Raw genomic sequence first — 16948 nt, 5'->3', positions numbered from 1 at the left:
TTGACAAGCTATAGCAAAACAAAAGTTTCGTCTTATGCATTATTATGTAATTCATTTGCCTTTGGAAATACCCAAGGAACTGATTTATTGTTCATCCGCAGAAATTGTGGAAGGAGCAAGAGTAATAGTAAATCTTTCCGGGCGTTTATGGACAGGAATTTGCGGAGCAAAAACCCGTCCCGAAGAGGATAAGGATATTAGATATAAGGCAGTTATAGAGGTTTTGGATACAGTTCCCGTGCTTTCACCGGAATTGATGAAATTGGGTTATTGGATGGCTGATTACTATCATTGTTCAGTGGGCAAGGCACTTTTCGCGATGTTGCCTGCGCGTTTGCTACCGGAAATGGAGGCAAATGTTATTTGGCTTTCAGAGAATGTTCCGGAACCTTTTATACCCTTAAAAAAGGCAATAGATAAAAGTGAAAATCCTGTTCTTAAAACATTACGGAAAGAGCTGACTTCATATCCTCTCTATAAAAGAATAGAAGAAGGTGAAGAACTGGGATTGTTGAAAATAGAGAGAAGATTAAATCATAAAGATAAGCCCCGAACAGTAAATTTTATAATCCGTTTGCAACCAACTTTGGAGGAAGATACTTTACCCTTAAAACAAAGAGAGGCATGGGAAAAAATTAAAGAGGAAGAACCCTCTTTTCCAATGTCCAATATAAGTTCCACAATCTCTTACAGTGCAATTAAGGCATTAGTTAAAAAAGGGTTTATTAAAATAGAACCACGCCGTTTTGAGCCCGAGTCCGTTTCTTTTGAAAATTCCTCGCCTTTAAAACAAATTACACTCAACTATGCCCAAGTTGAAGCAATTAAAGATATTACAGAGGGCTTTGGCACTTTTAATGTAAACTTGCTGTATGGCATTACCGGAAGTGGCAAAACAGAGGTCTATATTGAGCTTATCAGGCATTATCTATCCGTAAACAAAACCGTTATTTTCCTGATTCCGGAAATTGCTCTCACTCCGCAAATGGTTGATCGTTTTCAGAGTAATTTTGGACAAATTCTGGCAATTCAGCATAGTCAGCTAACTGAAAAAGACCGTTTAATCCAGTGGCAGAAAATAAAAAGCGGAGAAAAAAGAATTGTTATCGGAGCGCGCAGTGCCGTTTTTGCTCCTTTACCCGATTTGGGCTTAATTATTGTAGATGAAGAACATGAGGGTACATACAAACAGGAAAGCGCTCCTCGTTATCAAGGCAGGGATTTAGCTATTGTAAGAGCTCAAATACAAAATGCACAAGTAATTTTAGGCAGCGCTACACCGGCTTTGGAATCCTGGCATAATGCCCAAAACGGAAAATATAAATTGCAAAAAATTGAAAGCCGTCCTTTGGATTATTGTCTGCCAGATGTGCAAGTTGTTGATTTGAGAGATGAATATGAACACAGCTTGATTTCCGCTCCTCTTTTGGAAGCAATAGATAAACGCCTCCAAAGAAAAGAGCAGGTTATCCTTTTTCAAAATCGCCGGGGTTATTCATCTTTTATGCAATGCCTGAAATGCGGAAAACTAATTACCTGTAAGAATTGTGAAATCAGTATGAGTTATCATCGTGACCGCGAAGAAATGCAATGTCACTATTGCGGAAACACAATTCCCAGTCCGCGTAAATGTCCTTATTGTGGCTCTTATTCTTTTGCCTATGGAGCCCCAGGAACTCAAAAAATTGAACAGAACTTAAAAATCCTGTTTCCAGAGGCAAAAATCTTAAGAATGGATTCGGATTCGGCTCGCAAAAGGGATACCTATAAATCAATGTATAACCGTATGAAAAATAAGGAAGTGGATATATTACTGGGAACGCAGATGATTTCCAAAGGTCTGGATTTTCCTCTTGTAACCTTGGTAGGAATTGTGATGGCTGATATTTCCTTAAATTTGCCCGATTTTAGAGCCGCAGAAAGAACTTTTCAATTGCTTACTCAGGTTGCAGGACGCTCAGGACGCAGAGATAAAGCAGGAGAAGTTATTATTCAGACATATAATCCCGAGCACTACGCTATTGAATCAGCCAGCCAACAAAACTATATTCGTTTTGCCACAGAAGAACTTGGTTACCGAAAAAAGCTCTATTACCCGCCCTATTACCGTTTAGCCAGAATTTTGTTTCAAAGCACCGATTTGGAAACCCTGAAAAAAGAAATGAGCAATATGAGAGAAGTCCTTTATCTTTTACGCAAACAAATTCCTATGCCACAACTATTATTACTTGGTCCTTCAGTGGCTCCTTTCAGCAAAATCAGTTCTTATTACCGCTATCATCTTATTTTTAAAGCCCAAACCGTAAAAATTTTGCAGAACGCTATAAGATTATTTAATTCCCTTTATAATTGCCCTTCCAATATCCGAAAGCAGATTGATATTGACCCCAATACCCTGATGTAATATAAAATGCGGAGTGGTAACACCTTTATACCCAAAAATATATGTTCATTTTTGTTCACTAAACAAGGAAAAATATATTTAAATTGTAACAATTTCACAATGCGAAACAAATATAGCGATGGAGGCGTAAGCCCCTCAGAAAATGTAAAATGTAGAATGTAGAATGTAAAATTAAAGAAGGTTGAGAAGGTTGAGATGGTTGAGAGGGTTGAGATGCCCTCTGCTCTTTGCCCTTTGCCAAAAAGCCCGGAGGGCGACACAATGATAGCGATGGAGGCGTAAGCCCCTCGGAAAATGAAGAATGAAAAATGAAGAATGAATTTAACATGGAAACCAGGAAAATAACTGTCAAATTTACGATTTATTACCTTTGAAATACCAAAGGGCGACACAATGATAGCGATGGAGGCGTAAGCCCCTCGGAAAATGAAGAATGAAAAATGAAGAATGAATCTAACCAGGAAAACAGGAAAATAACTGTCAAATTTACGATTTATTACCTTTGAAAGCCCAAAGGGCGACACAATGATAGCGATGGTGGCGTAAGCCCCTCGGAAAATGAAAGCCCCGACTTCTTTTTCTTTTTCTCTTCCCCACTAAAAAAAGCCCCAAAGGGCGACACAATGATAGCGATGGGTGTGTAAACCCCTCGGGAAATTACGATTTTTACGGTAACGAAATAGAGGTTAAAAGTTAGTTGATTAGGAGGTCAAACTTCCTTTTTAAAAATCATTATAACTCCTAAATATTAATCTTAACCCTATAAAAACTAAATAGATAACTAAATATTTTGCCCACCCTGAACTATATTTATGTAATTGCTTGTTATATAGATGATTAAGTAATGACTCCGTAACACTTCCGTAACACTTCCGTTGTCTCGTTACGGAGTTGTTACTTGGTTGTTACTTTGTCATAAAATATTCAAGCAGGCAAGAATGCTACCTATCCTGATTTTTCAGAAATAGGAATCATATCATATTTTTATTTATAAAACATCAATGGTTGAGAAAATCCCGGGGAAATAGCAAAACAAAAAGCTCGGATTTTAACCCTGAGAATAGTTAAATAATAAAGAGAAAAAATCCTAAAAATAGGGCAGATAAAGAATATAAAGAAAGGCAATTTATCCCTAAATGGTAATAATTATCAGGCATAAAACGCGTAATTTTATTAGAGGATATAAATTCTGTTGTTCTAATGTCGTTCCTGCGAAAGCCGGAATCCAGTTAATAATAAAAATAACTTATGCTTACTTTTCGCCGGGTTAAAAACCCGTCGTTAGTATCTGTCGTTCCTACGGAACTCTTTATTTTTCACAGAGATATATTTTCGCCGGGTTAAAAACCGTCGTTATTTTTCTGTCATTCCTACGGAATTTTAATGCGGGTTTGAGTCAAAATCGGCAGAAGGCAACCGTAAAAGTGAAAAGGGTTTGAAAGATATTTACAATAATAAAACGAGAAAAAAGGATTGAGAAAAGCCGATTCAGAACACGGGTTTACCACAGCTTTGAGGCAAAATCGGCAGAAGGCAACCACAGCTTTGAGTCAAAATCGGCAGAAGGCAACCGTAAAAGAGAAAAGGGTTTGAAAGATATTGACAATAATGAAACGAGAAAAAAGGATTGAGAAAAGCCGATTCAGAACACGGGTTTACCACAGCTTTGAGGCAAAATCGGCAGAAGGCAACCACAGCTTTGAGTCAAAATCGGCAGAAGGCAACCGTAAAAGAGAAAAGGGTTTGAAAGATATTGACAATAATGAAACGAGAAAAAAGGATTGAGAAAAGCCGATTTTAACTCAAAGAGGGACGATACTTTAAATTTCTATTAGGGGAGTAGGCCTATTTTGTTCTGCCACAAACAGTTTTATATCGCTGCGGATACTATTCAGATAATCCTGCATTGTTTGTTCTGCCAGGGAAGGAAGGTTATTTGTTTCGCTTAAATGTGCCAGAATAAGGTTTTTCAAACCGGGATGAATAAGGGTAGAAATTAAGCCAACTGCTTGCACATTGGAAAGATGACCTTGCACACTGCGAATGCGTTGTTTCAGTTTCCAGTCGTAAGGTCCTTCCATCAGCATTTTTTCATCGTGATTGCTTTCCAGGATTAAAGTGCTTACACCGCTCAATTTTAGCAGACATAATTGCGTTGGATAGCCCAGGTCTGTAGCCACACCCAATTTACGCTTGGGCTCAGAAACGGGATAAAAAACGAAATTACAGCTCTCGGCAGCATCATGAGTAGAAACAAACGGCTCAATAATTATATCTCCAATGGTAAAACTGTTGCCTGTGTTAAAGAGCACTATCCTATCCTGCACATCGCCCAAACGCTCTGCACAAGAAGAAAGAGTAGGTCTATTAATATAAACGGGAATTTTCAGTTTACGGGAAATAGCTCCTACACCTTTGATATGATCAGAATGTTCATGGCTTACGAGAATGCCATTTATTTTTGCTGATTCTATGTGATATGATTCCAAACACTCCATAATTCTGTGCATACTTATTCCGGCATCCAAAAGGAGAGCGGTATTTTCAGTTTGAATTAAAACGCAATTTCCTTTACTGCCACTGGCAATAATCACGGTTTGAAACATAATATAATTTCCCTATTGAATATTCAGCTGTTTTATTAAAATTTATCTGGATTTCCGCTATTGCGAGAATAACAAAGAACTTTCGCTCTTAAATGACATAAATTTTAAACAGGTCGGTAAATTTTATAATAGCGGTTATTCAGTTTGTCATATTCGCTCCAGACAGCATTTTGAGGAATTGCAGCAATCAATTGTGCCACACCTGTTGCCTGAGCATCCAGATTATCACAATGGTGTAAAACAATGGCTTCCAGGGTTTGAGGCAAACGCACAGACCCTTTTTCGTATTCACCATGATGAGACAGAATTAAATGGCGTAAATGGAGTAATAATTCTTCGGGAAAACCTAAAATTTTGGCAGCATTTTCACAAACCATTTGATCCGAAAGAGCTAAATGCCCGATAAGGCGTCCTGCATCCGTAAAATCAATATTTCTGCGGTGGTCATATTCCTGAACTTTGGCTACATCGTGCAATAAAGCTCCGGTTATCAGCAAATCGTAATTTACGGGATAAAGAGTGGAGGCAAATTCACATAAGGCAGCAACTGAAACGGTATGCTCAATAAGCCCATTAATGTAATTATGATGCCAGTTTTTAGCTGCAGGTGCTTTTAAGAATTGATTAAAGAACTCCTTATCGTCAAAGATAAGATGAAGCAATTTATTCAGATAGGGCTGATGCACTTTATCCACAAACTCAAAAAAACGGTCGCAAAGAACTTCCGGTTCAATTTTACTGCGCGTTAGATAATCCTCTATATTATATTCGGATTTATCGGCAAAACGAAGCTGAGATAGAGAAAGCTGAATCTGCCCTTTGTAATTTACAACCGTGCCTTGAATGCTGATTATATCGCCAGTATCAAACTGGTCTGAATGCTTAACTGCATCCTTCCACACATTGGCAGAGATGGTTCCTGTCTTATCCTGCAGTTTTAAACGCAGATAAAAGTCATTTTTCCCCTCGCGGAGTTCTTTTTCGGCTACCAAATACAAACCGCTGATTTCCTGATTTACTTTTTGTTGCATTTCAGCTATGGAAATATGTTCTGCCATAATTAAACATCACTTTATTATACTTATTTTTTGGATTTGTTTATGTGTTTTGTCTCTATCCTGCATTTCACAACGCAGGAAATAGATACCGGAAGCAGGAAAAATATCGGCAGGAATAGATATTTCACTAAAGACCTTCCCAGTGCTAAAGACCTTCTGCCCCTTAATATTATAAACCGTAAAAACCGCAGGAAAAACAGAAGCGGATATTTTTAAAGCATTTCCTTTTACCAGAGGATTGGGATAAACGGAAATAACAGGTTGAGATATATATTCATCAGAATTGGAAACTATCCAGGATTGCCCCAAGGAAACATATTGAGCATAATAAATCTGACCTCCGCTGTTGAAAGGATTCTGCAACCAGTAATAAACCCTGTATGTCTTTGAGGGATTCAGGTCGGTAGTATTCAAAATTAATTCAATTTCCACACTATCCCGTTTATTAAGAGTTCCGCTGAAAGAGCCCTCAAATACAAGCCACCTTTTCAGGGAATAGAGTTCTCCGCCTGCAAACTCATTTTCTTCAAAAATACCGGCGAAAAATTTGGGATTGAGAGCAGAACTTGCTGTCCATTCATATAAAGTAGTTCTATCATTATAGAGTTTTATATTCAACAATAGATTTTCAGGTGTTTCCGGATCGGGCATACTGATATTACTGCTGCTGCGTGAAATAAAGCTCCTTTTTGCCTGTGCGGCTGAAATAGCGGAAACAAGTTCCTCAGAATTGGCATCAATCTGCAGATGAAATTTTTTATAGCCATCTACAACAGTTTTAGGCAATGAATTGAACTGATAATAATTGAACCTCTGCACTGCGAATAGATTGGAAAGATTATCTGCCAGATTAGGAAAATAGAGCAGATGATGAACTTCGGATGCCTCTTGAGGAATATCGGAAAAGCCAAAAGTATAACGCCGGAAATATTCTACCAAATGAGAACTTCCTGTCTCCCCAAAAACATTATAATAACGGGCAGAAAAAATGATATTAGGATGATTTTTGAAAGCAAGAGTTACCTTTATCTGGCTTGGCTCCCGGCTGAAAGAAATGCCTTCGGAACTTACCGTAAAAAGAGAATCCCGGGGATTTATGTTTAATAAAGGAATTTGGAGGGTCTGATTTAATTCCAGCAAAGGATCGGAAAAATTAACTTCCAAAGTGTCACTTACAGGATATTGACTGTGATTGTAAACCGTAACGGAAGGATGAACGGTGGAACCAGGCAAAATATTCTCCGGAAGAGAAAAACTAAGCAGTTCCAAATCGGTATGTAATAAATTAAAATCTCCAATTGCGCTTACTCGTAATTCACATTTAAAACCGGCAGTAAACAAACTTTGCCAGAATTCATTGCCCTGAACTGTGTTATTGTAATAAAAACTGTTCTTTCCGCTTCCTTCCGAAGCGCTCATATATTTATCGGCTAAAGGTGTAGTAAAATCCATCACCAGCCAAATAATCCGCAAAGGATTTTGAATTTCAGGAAAAGTAATAGTAGTAGGACTTGTAGAAAGAGTAATGTTTTGCCAGTTACCACCCGGAATAATAACCCCCGGAAAATAGTTTAATTCGTTGTTTCCCCCATACTGTTCATTCCATAAAGATACCCGCATTTCCAGATTGGGATAGGGAGAATAAATTTTAAAACTGTTCAGCGTAAAAGAGGCAGAATCGGCTATTGGATAAGCATCTTTGAAATTAAAACGCACTGCCCAGATTTTGGGTCCTGAAAGATGATAATCGTCAACCAAATTATGATAACGAAAATGATATAACTTGCTATCTTCTATATCTTTAATGCCACTTCCCGGAACAACTTGCAAAGGCGAAACTGCAGAGAAAAACACCGGTAGCAACAGGAAAAACAAAACGGCTAAAGGAAATAAAAAATTCCCTTTTGCCAAATAAATGGTAGGTTTATTAACTTTCCGCATTTTTCCTCTCTGCCAAATTGGAATTGGGCAGTCCAAAAGTAAGATAGTTCACCCCGAAAATTCCTTCAGCATTACTCTTGCTAAGGCAATGTCATTTTGGATGGCTGTTTTAAGCTCATCTACATTCTTAAACATCTTTTCCTCTCTAAGATAACTGAGTAAGTCCAGCTCCATAATTTGACCATAGAGGTTATCCTGAAAATCAAGAATATGGGTTTCAATTTCAATAACTCCCGTATTTTTCACTGTTGGACTGCAACCGATATTTGTCAACCCGAAAAATACATTTTCCTGCCAAATCACTTTAGAAAGGTAAATTCCGCTTTTAGGAATAAGTTGATGCGGACAAAGCAAATTCAAATTTGCTGTAGGAAAACCAAGTTTTCTCCCTTTGGAATTGCTGTGTCCTACTTTGCCTATCAAACGGTAGGGTCTTCCCAATAAATAATTGGCTGCTTCAATTTTACCGCTGAGGAGTAAATTTCTGATACTGCTGCTGCTGATTGGCTTACCTTCAAAAAGCAAGGGCTCTACATATTCCACACGGTAACCCAGTTCTTCGGAATGCCTACAAAGAAAATCATAGTTACCTTGACGCAAGTGTCCAAAATGAGAATCGTAACCCATAACTATAACTTTTGGCTGAAACAGGGGAATTATATAGTCCTTCAAAAATTTTAAGGGAGGGGTTTTTGCCAGCTCTAAAGTAAAATCCAATAGTTCAATTCTCTCTATACCCATTTTTTTCATTTCCTGTAGTTTGATTTCTGCCGGACAAAGCATTTTGGGCATAGGATGCGTTTTTAACACAAAAGCAGGATGATCTTGATAACTGATAACCACACTCTGCAGACCTTCTGCCATTGCTATTTCTACAACTTTTTTAAGCACTTTCTGATGACCCAAATGCAAGCCGTCAAAAGTGCCAATAGTTAAGACCGATTTTTTACTCATTTTCATACCTTGTCCTCGTCCACCACACAAAATTCATTATTTCGCTGTTGTAGTTATTATATAAAACCTTATAATTCGGAAAACAATAAACAACGAGGACTTCGTTCTTCCTCTTATTCATTTTAGCACCATAAGCGGGTGAATATAGTTATTCATTCTTTGCCCAATAGCACAGATATTTTCTTCTTTAAGCAAAATGTATTTTTCGTTATTTTCGTTAGAATGAGCTATATCCATACCATTCATCACTTTGGCAAAGTCATCTGCATTCAGCTTGAGGCAGGTATAATCAGGAAAAACCTTTTTATAGCTAAGCTGATAGCGAAACCAGTTATCCTTAGTCAAATCATCCAAAGAAACCGCATCCTGCAAAGTTATATTGCCAATGCTTTCTCTCCGTAGAAAAGTTGTGTAAGCAATTGTGTTCAATTGTTCTGCCAGCCATTCACTTAACGCCCGGATATAAGTTCCTTTGCCAACTTTGCAACGATAGCTTAGTTCATCAGATTTATTCGGTTCCCAAGGTAAAAATTCAACTTCTTTAATTTGAACAGGACGCTTAGGCAGATTGAACTTTTCACCTTTGCGGGCAAGTTCATAAGCTCTTTTCCCGTTAACTTTTACAGCTGAATAAGCTGGCACGGGAAGTTCGGTCAATTGTCTTGCTTTTTTTGCCAAAACATCAAGTTTACTAACAAATTCAGGAATGGGAGCTGTTTGCATAATATCGCCTTCCGGATCGCCGGTTGCAGTTTTTATGCCCAATATCATTCTGGCAAGATAGGTCTTATCTTTTTCCTCCAATAAACCCGCTAAACGGGTATAAGAGCCCAAACAACAGATTAGCAAACCCGTAGCAAAAGGATCAAGTGTTCCAGTATGCCCGATTTTTTTGCTTCCGGTAATTTTACGCAAACGCCTGATAACTGCAAAGGAAGTTATTCCAGACGGCTTATCTATAGCCAGAAATGCTTTATCCGTTATGGCATTCAAGGGCATTAATAACATCCTTTAACAATTTATCTTTGGCTTCTACCAGAGTTCCATAAAAATAACATCCGGCTGCCTGTTTGTGACCTCCTCCTCCATAACGCACAGCAATTCTATTCACATCTATTGTCTCGGAACGCAAACTGATTTTGTATACCCCTTCTTTTTCTTCCCTTAAGTAAGTTATTACCTCAATCCCTATTATGCCTTGCACCCAACGCGTTGCATTCATTATGCTTTCAGGATCAATATTATTTTTTTTGCTCATTACCAAGGTTGAATACATAAATAATATCTTACGCTGGTAATGCAATTCAATTGTAGAAAGGGTTTCACCTATATAACGCAGTTCTTCTGCCGAATGCTGCAGAAAGAAATACCGATATTGTTCATTGGGTTTAACTCCTAAGTTCACCAATTTTGAGGCAAAGATAAAAACATCCGCATCGGTATTGGTATTAACAAAGTTGTTGGTATCGTTCAAAATTGTAGTATAAAGGCAATTACACACAAATAAGCGATCGGAAACAGGCATTCTGTTAATTTCCGTTTCCAGCAGGGAAAAGATAATTTCTCCTACACAGGCAAAAGAGGGTTCAATATAACTTAGCTCTGCTTTTATTAAACCATTTTCCGCTTCATGATGATCCAGAACTATTATCTTTTCCGCTTTCTCTACCAGAACGCTTCTTTCACCTAACCTATCATAAGAATTACAATCTAAAACAACTGCCAAAGAAAAGTTCTGCTCTTCTTCCTTTAACTCGTGGAAACGCTTTTCCCGGCTTTTTCCATCCTGCAGATAGTTATAACGGCTCAGGTCATCATCATCGGTTACCAGTAAAGAACTTTTGCCTAAAAAGGAAATAATCCTTTGTAAAGCCAGAGCTGAACAATAACCATCTCCATCAGGACTGATATGAGTTGTAAGTAATATATTTTCGGCTTTGGAAATAAGCTCCACTAATTCTTTTCTAATATTTTGCACGCTTTCACCAAAGAAAAAATCGCCACTAAGGGCGATTTTTCCTTTTCATATTATTGTAAGTTTGGGAGAAATAGCGAAATTATTCCTCTTCCTCATCCTCTTCTTCGTCTTCGTAATCGTCGTAATCCTCTTCGTCGTCCTCCTCATCAAAATCAAAATAATCATCATCATCCAGAATATCGTCAATATCAATATCCTGGTCTTCCTCATCTTCATCGTCAAAATCATCTCTGAGCGATGCCAGCAGCGTATCTACTTTCGCGGCACGATCTTCTGTGTCATCGTAGTAGAATGATAATTCGGGGATTGTTCTCATAATTTGTGCTCCTGCTATTTGTTTTTTTAAAAAGCCGGATGACTTAATCAGGAGTTCTCTGATTTGGTCATGACTGGCGGGGTTATTATAATGCGAAAAATATAGCTTGGCATAGTGTAAATCCTTGGAGATAACTACATCGGTTATCTGTACCCAAGCCAGTTTGGGGTCGTTCAATTTTTGGGAAAGAGCAATATTGAAGAGTTTCTTCAATTCTGCCTGTAAGCGGGGAATACGATAGTTTTTCATTACAGTTTTTTATTAACCTCATTAACGATATATGCTTCCAATACATCGTTTTCTTTAATATCGGAGAAATTGGCTAAGGTTAATCCACATTCTGAACCGGCACGGACTTCTTTAACATCATCCGCATAATGTTTTAAGGAGCTGATTGTATCTTCCGTTACTAAAACATCATTCCGATAAAGACGAACTTTACAATTTGCCTGAATCACACCTTTATCTACTTGGCATCCGGCTATGGTTCCCACTTTTTTAATTTTGAACACCTGTTTCACTATTGCGCTACCAATAACCTGTTCTTCATATTCCGGTTTTAGCATTCCTTCCAATGCATTCTGAAGGTCATCAATAGCATCATAAATAACCTGATAAAGTTTAATTTGGACTCCTTCCTCTTCAGCCAGTTTACGCGCTTGATGTGAAGGACGCACATGGAATCCAATTATGATGGCATCCGAAGCAGCAGCTAAAGAAACATCCGCTTCACTGATTCCACCTACGCTTTTATGAATAATATTAACGCTAACTTCCTCGTTGGAAAGCTTTTGAAAACTATCTGCCAACGCTTCCGCAGAGCCATCTGTATCGGTTTTAAGAATAATATTCAGTGTATTTATTTGTTCTTCTTTAATGCGGGCAAAAATATTCTGGAGGGAACTCTTGTTCTGGTATTTTTCCCGTTCCAATCGTATTTGTTGACGCTCAGTACTAATGTTTCGGGCTGTTTTTTCGCTATCTACCTGATTGAGTATGTCTCCTGCTTTGGGAGTATCGGAAAGACCATAAACTCTTGCAACATCGGAAGGATACAAAACTTTTAATTCTGCTCCGCGCTCATTTTCCATTTTGCGGATTCTGCCATGCACAGCTCCGCAAACAACAATATCACCTTTATGCAGAGTTCCTTCTTGCATCAAAATAGTGGCAAAAGGACCCATTCGGGCATCCATTCCCGCTTCAATAACTACTGCAGAAGCAGGAACATCGCGTTTGGCTTTCAGTTCCAGTATTTCTGCTGTTAAAAGAATCAGTTCAATCAGATTTAAAATACCTTCTCCGGTTACAACAGATGTTCTGCACCAAGGGATATCTCCTCCGTATTGTTCCGGGTAAACTCCTATTTCCATTAATTGGGCTATAACTTTATCTACATTAGCTTCGGGAAGGTCAACTTTGTTGATAGCAAGAATAATAGAAACCCCAGCTGCTTTAGCGTGATCAATTGCTTCTCTTGTTTGAGCTTTAACGCCTTCCGTAGCAGAAATTACAATAACGGCAATATCTGTAACATTAGCTCCTCTTGCCCGCATAGCTGTAAATGCTTCATGCCCCGGAGTATCTAAAAAAGTAATCTTATGCTTGTTTATTTCAATTTGATAAGCTCCAATGTGTTGCGTTATGTTTCCTGATTCACCTGCAACCACATTTGTGTTCCGGATATAATCCAAAATAGAGGTCTTGCCATGATCTACATGACCCATAATAGTAACTACGGGAGGACGGGGTTCTTCTTTTACATTATTATATTGTTCGCGTTCCTTGTCTATAATATCCATTCCGTATTCATCTTCAAAACGGTAATCAACCTTGAATTCATCACAGATCATTTCCAGAGAATCCCTGTCCAAGCGTTGGTTCATTGTTACCAATTGACCCATCATAAAGAATTTGGAGATAATATCTGAAGGGGAAACATTCATAATTTTAGCAAGCTCACTAACCGAGGTAAATTCCCTAATTACGATTTCATTACTGCGATCTTCAACATATTGAGCTTCCCGATGGTATTTTTTCCGTTTGGAGCTCTTTTGCAGGGTCTTTTTTATATTTCGGGAAATTTCCGCTTCATCAATCTCTATGGTCTCAATTAGTTTTTGTTTGGCTTTTTTGGTGCTGGAGATAATGGCTTTTTTATGTTTGCTTTTTTCACCCAGCTCTTCGTGACTGATTTTTGCTTTGCCGAATTTTTTTTCTTCTTTTTTAATTTCCACAGACGGAGGAGTAGGTATAGGTTTTATAGAAGGAGCACTCGGTTCTTGCTTTTTCCGAGGTTCCGGTTTAGCAGGAGCTGCTGTTTTGGGAGGAATAACTTCCGGTTTGGGTTTAGGAACAGCTTTGGGCTTTTCGGGAACTGGTTTGTGCGGTTTTTCCTTCGGTTTTCCTTCTGCCGGTTTTTCTTTAACCGGTATGGGTGTTTTCTTTTCCGGTTCTTTTACTGGTTTGGGTTCTTCTTTTTTAGGAACTTCTTTAACCGGTTCTGCAACAGGAGGAACTGGTTCCTCTGCCTTTATAGTTTCCGCTTCCTGAGCTGATTTTTGCGCTTTAGCTGCCTGGCGCATTTCTATCAGACGCTTTCTATCTCTTTCCGCTCGTTTTTCTGCATCTATTTGTTCCTTATATTTTAAGCGTATTTTATCTGCAACCTCATCTTCAACCAAACTCATATGGCTTTTTACATTCACTCCTAAATCGGTGAGGTGTTTTTTTAAAGCCATTGTGCTGATTTTCAGCTCTTTGGCTAATTCATGAACTCTAATCGTCAATGTCTCCTCCTCTCTGTATCAGAGAGCCAATATTCCATAATTTTACCGGCAAAATTCTTGTCTTTTATTCCAAACACACCTGTTAAAGGCAAACCCAAAGCAGAACTGATTTCTGCCTGGCTTCCGGTTTCTATAACAGAAGTTGAAATACCGGAATTCGCAGCCATTTTTTTCATCTTTTCTCTGGTGCGTTCAGAACTGTCCAATGCCAGAATCAACAGAAAAATATCCTTCTTATCTATAGCTCTTTCACAGGCATTAAAACCCGAAACAAGTTTGCCTGCTTTTCTGGCAAACTGCATTAGAGTAAGAATCTTCGGATTCATCTTATCTTCCTTTTCTGATGACTTTTACGCCATTTGGCAAGTCCTTTGAAACAATCGGCAACAGGACATAAATAGAACTTGCGCACCTGGATTATTCTGTTACAATCAAACACAATTCCGCTTTCGGTGAGAAAGAAATTGAGCAGTTGTTTCTGGTCAACCTTTTTCTTACACACTACACAAGTGCGGATAGGAATGTGTCCCGCTTTACTATTTTTATTAGGCATTAGAAATACTTCGCTGCTTCTTTAAGGCGTTCAGCTGTTTTTTGTCCCATTCCTTCAAGGTTACAAAGCTCTTCCAGGGAAGCCGTATAGATATCCTGAACGCTTGTATAACCGGCTTGTTTCAAGGTTTCTGCAATTTTAGGAGTAACACCATCCAGTTCAGTTATATGACTAACGGTTCTCCTTTCTTTTGCCATTTTTTCTTCAAATTCTGCCATTGTATAAATATCTATCTTCATTCCCACCAGTTTGGCGGCAAGTTTTACATTTTTCCCCTGTTTACCTATTGCCATCAGTTTATCTGCTTCGTCTAAAATCACGCTGGCAGAATGATTGCGTTCAATAATTACTCTTTTTATGCCTTCCACCCCGAGGGCATTTTCAATCATCTTTTCCGGGTCATCACTATGCAATACGATATCTATTTGTTCCCCATGCAATTCTTTACGCAAAGAATCAATGCGGGTTCCTTTGGGTCCTACACAGGCAACAATAGGATCAACTTTCGGGTCTTCTGCTTCCAATTCTACCTTAGTTCTAATTCCCGGTTCGCGCACAATTTTTCTTATTTTAATTTCTCCGCTGAAAATAGCAGGAATTTCTGCCTCAAACAATTTCTTCACAAATTCCGGATTGGTGCGGGAAAGAATTATTACTACTCCATCTTTCTGGGTTCTAATATTCACTACATACGCTTTTATATTATCACCCACGCGATAGAATTCATTTTCAATCTGTTCATCTACAGGCAATAAAGCATCCACATGCCCGGTATCAATAATATAACCGCCATAATCATCTATTGCCTTAATTTTCCCGGTTACAATCGTATGCTTCTGTTTATTGAAGTCATTCTGAATTTTTTCCTCTTCCAGTTGGCGGATTTTATCCTGAATTATTTTCTGCACCGTCTTCACTATTTTCGGCTCAAATTCAGACAGAGTCATCGTTTTTTCAATATATTCACCCAGCTGAACATTATGATAGTAATCATTACGTGCATCTATCAAAGAAATTTGACCCAACCCTTCTTCCCTTTCCACAACCAAGCTTTTGAACTTTACTTTCACACAACCGGCTAATTCATCAATGTAAACTTGCAAACCTGCTTCCGGTTCCAAACGCTTTTGCAGAGTGGATGTTACGGCTTCCAGAATGATTGTTTGAATGGTATCCTTATTCAACTGTTTAATTGCCGCCAGTTTATTAAGGGCATCAAGCATATTTGCACTCATTGTTTAATCTCTCCTCTTGGGTATAGCTAAAAATACTGTTTTGGCACGAATTATGGATTTAAACGGAATCTCCGTAACTGATCCTCTATCATCTATAACTATTGTATCCTGATTCACCTCTGTTAATGTGCCCATAATGGATTTCCTTTCTTCTCCTGCCTGAAATTGAACCGCTACTTTTTCGTTAATAGCGCTCACATAATGACTTTTTAGCTTTAAAGGCCTTTCCAGCCCCGGAGAAGAAACCTCCAAAAAATAGCGTTCCGGAATGAGGTCAAAAATCTCCAGTTCCTTGCCCAAAGCATTACTGAAGGCAGCACATTCATCCAATGTAACTCCCCCAATTTTAGTAAGATAGACAGTTATAATTCTCCCTTTGCCAGACATCTTCTCTTCAATGTCATACACTGCAAGATGCATTTCCTGACAAATCTTCCTGGCTATCTCTTCTACCTGTGCTCTGTAAAATTCCATCTTTTTTACCTCATTCTTTTTCTGGATGAACGATATCCTCGCCGTTCTATCTTATCCTCTTTATTCTTTTATAACTAACTGTGATTTAGTTTTCCCACATTCACTTTAGGTTGATGAGAACATCAACCATCCAGTCAAACACTCTATTTCCTTACTCCTCTCTCACAATCCCTCAAACTTTGCCTAATATTATCAAATCCCCACACACAATTCACCTCAAAAAAAATAGCTATCAATGTAGCTATCTATTTCCGTCTTGAACGGTTACTATTCCCTTTCAACCGATTTTCAGTATCGGTTTTTTTACATAAAATCTTTAAAAAATCTCTGCTCATATTTGTCAAGCAAAATCTTCAAAAAAATCAGTTCTTCCTTAATTGCATTGCTTACCCATTGCTCACCCATTACGGATGAGATCAGTAATGAGTGAGCAGTGCTAAAGTAATGCATACTATTTCCATAATCCTAACTTATATGTGGTAGAAAAAATTCCGTAGGAACGACATATACTAACGACGGAGTTGTCTCACAACCCCCTTTTTGGCAGAGGGCAGAGAGCTAAAACATAGGTTTATTAAATCCTTTATCCGAGGGGCTTACGTCACTATCGCTATGATTGTATCGCCCTCCGGGTTTTCAA

General features: G+C 38.3%; 14 protein-coding genes. 2 read left to right on the top strand and 12 right to left on the bottom strand.

All coding sequences use genetic code 11. The features are described 5' to 3' along the window. Window positions 1-34 precede the first annotated feature (34 nt). Together priA and CLOAM_RS09570 are read left to right on the top strand one after the other, a co-directional pair. Window positions 35-2404 (top strand): replication restart helicase PriA, encoded by a 2370-nt coding sequence (priA, locus tag CLOAM_RS01310; protein ID WP_015424042.1) that lies wholly within the window; start codon window positions 35-37, stop codon window positions 2402-2404. A 1608-nt stretch (window positions 2405-4012) separates the two neighbouring features. After that, on the top strand, window positions 4013-4189 hold the full coding sequence (locus CLOAM_RS09570; RefSeq protein ID WP_157859985.1) for a hypothetical protein: 177 nt from the start codon (window positions 4013-4015) through the stop codon (window positions 4187-4189). Window positions 4190-4224: 35 nt separating this feature from the next. Here the strand turns inward: CLOAM_RS09570 and CLOAM_RS01305 are convergent, their stop codons facing one another. From CLOAM_RS01305 to CLOAM_RS01250, 12 genes are all read right to left on the bottom strand, one after another. Continuing rightward, entirely contained in the window at window positions 4225-5010 is a 786-nt protein-coding gene (locus CLOAM_RS01305) for an MBL fold metallo-hydrolase (protein ID WP_015424041.1), read from the bottom strand. 104 nt (window positions 5011-5114) lie between these two features. Beyond that, window positions 5115-6068: a 3'-5' exoribonuclease YhaM family protein gene (locus CLOAM_RS01300; RefSeq protein WP_015424040.1), complete on the bottom strand. Its 954-nt coding sequence runs from the start codon at window positions 6066-6068 to the stop codon at window positions 5115-5117. A gap of 9 nt (window positions 6069-6077) precedes the next feature. Continuing rightward, a complete protein-coding gene (locus CLOAM_RS01295; RefSeq protein WP_044278781.1) occupies window positions 6078-8009 on the bottom strand; it encodes a T9SS type A sorting domain-containing protein in 1932 nt (643 codons plus the stop codon). Between the two features lie 48 nt (window positions 8010-8057). Continuing rightward, the gene (locus tag CLOAM_RS01290) at window positions 8058-8963 is read right to left on the bottom strand and encodes a bifunctional riboflavin kinase/FAD synthetase (protein WP_232502688.1); all 906 of its coding nucleotides are present in this window, start codon (window positions 8961-8963) and stop codon (window positions 8058-8060) included. A 117-nt stretch (window positions 8964-9080) separates the two neighbouring features. Continuing rightward, window positions 9081-9962, bottom strand: a complete 882-nt coding sequence (gene truB / locus CLOAM_RS01285; RefSeq protein ID WP_044278779.1) for a tRNA pseudouridine(55) synthase TruB — start codon at window positions 9960-9962, stop codon at window positions 9081-9083. Then, a complete protein-coding gene (locus CLOAM_RS01280; protein ID WP_015424036.1) occupies window positions 9937-10941 on the bottom strand; it encodes a DHH family phosphoesterase in 1005 nt (334 codons plus the stop codon). The genes truB and CLOAM_RS01280 overlap by 26 nt, the downstream gene beginning before the upstream one ends. A gap of 79 nt (window positions 10942-11020) precedes the next feature. Then, complete coding sequence (rbfA, locus tag CLOAM_RS01275) at window positions 11021-11506, bottom strand: 30S ribosome-binding factor RbfA (RefSeq protein WP_015424035.1); 486 nt, start codon at window positions 11504-11506, stop codon at window positions 11021-11023. After that, entirely contained in the window at window positions 11506-14046 is a 2541-nt protein-coding gene (gene infB / locus CLOAM_RS01270) for a translation initiation factor IF-2 (protein ID WP_015424034.1), read from the bottom strand. The genes rbfA and infB overlap by 1 nt, the downstream gene beginning before the upstream one ends. Further along, window positions 14043-14372 (bottom strand): L7Ae/L30e/S12e/Gadd45 family ribosomal protein, encoded by a 330-nt coding sequence (locus tag CLOAM_RS01265; protein WP_015424033.1) that lies wholly within the window; start codon window positions 14370-14372, stop codon window positions 14043-14045. Before CLOAM_RS01265 ends, infB begins: the two co-directional genes overlap by 4 nt. Further along, entirely contained in the window at window positions 14369-14599 is a 231-nt protein-coding gene (locus tag CLOAM_RS01260; RefSeq protein WP_015424032.1) for a DUF448 domain-containing protein, read from the bottom strand. Before CLOAM_RS01260 ends, CLOAM_RS01265 begins: the two co-directional genes overlap by 4 nt. Further along, window positions 14599-15834: a transcription termination factor NusA gene (nusA, locus tag CLOAM_RS01255; protein WP_015424031.1), complete on the bottom strand. Its 1236-nt coding sequence runs from the start codon at window positions 15832-15834 to the stop codon at window positions 14599-14601. Before nusA ends, CLOAM_RS01260 begins: the two co-directional genes overlap by 1 nt. A gap of 3 nt (window positions 15835-15837) precedes the next feature. Next, the gene (locus tag CLOAM_RS01250) at window positions 15838-16308 is read right to left on the bottom strand and encodes a ribosome maturation factor RimP (protein ID WP_015424030.1); all 471 of its coding nucleotides are present in this window, start codon (window positions 16306-16308) and stop codon (window positions 15838-15840) included. Window positions 16309-16948 lie beyond the last annotated feature (640 nt).

The sequence above is a fragment of the Candidatus Cloacimonas acidaminovorans str. Evry genome (genome assembly GCF_000146065.2).
Lineage (GTDB): Bacteria > Cloacimonadota > Cloacimonadia > Cloacimonadales > Cloacimonadaceae > Cloacimonas > Cloacimonas acidaminivorans.
This window is presented reverse-complemented; position numbering and strand designations above follow the sequence as displayed.

Coding starts and splice junctions, on each gene's coding strand:
- CLOAM_RS01260 (WP_015424032.1), bottom strand. CDS start 14,599: ATGCCTAATAAAAATAGTAAAGCGGGACACATTCCTATCCGCACTTGT.
- priA (WP_015424042.1), top strand. CDS start 35: ATGCATTATTATGTAATTCATTTGCCTTTGGAAATACCCAAGGAACTG.
- truB (WP_044278779.1), bottom strand. CDS start 9,962: ATGCCCTTGAATGCCATAACGGATAAAGCATTTCTGGCTATAGATAAG.
- CLOAM_RS01300 (WP_015424040.1), bottom strand. CDS start 6,068: ATGGCAGAACATATTTCCATAGCTGAAATGCAACAAAAAGTAAATCAG.
- CLOAM_RS01265 (WP_015424033.1), bottom strand. CDS start 14,372: ATGAATCCGAAGATTCTTACTCTAATGCAGTTTGCCAGAAAAGCAGGC.
- rbfA (WP_015424035.1), bottom strand. CDS start 11,506: ATGAAAAACTATCGTATTCCCCGCTTACAGGCAGAATTGAAGAAACTC.
- CLOAM_RS01305 (WP_015424041.1), bottom strand. CDS start 5,010: ATGTTTCAAACCGTGATTATTGCCAGTGGCAGTAAAGGAAATTGCGTT.
- CLOAM_RS01295 (WP_044278781.1), bottom strand. CDS start 8,009: ATGCGGAAAGTTAATAAACCTACCATTTATTTGGCAAAAGGGAATTTT.
- CLOAM_RS01290 (WP_232502688.1), bottom strand. CDS start 8,963: ATGAGTAAAAAATCGGTCTTAACTATTGGCACTTTTGACGGCTTGCAT.
- CLOAM_RS01250 (WP_015424030.1), bottom strand. CDS start 16,308: ATGGAATTTTACAGAGCACAGGTAGAAGAGATAGCCAGGAAGATTTGT.
- nusA (WP_015424031.1), bottom strand. CDS start 15,834: ATGAGTGCAAATATGCTTGATGCCCTTAATAAACTGGCGGCAATTAAA.
- CLOAM_RS09570 (WP_157859985.1), top strand. CDS start 4,013: ATGAAACGAGAAAAAAGGATTGAGAAAAGCCGATTCAGAACACGGGTT.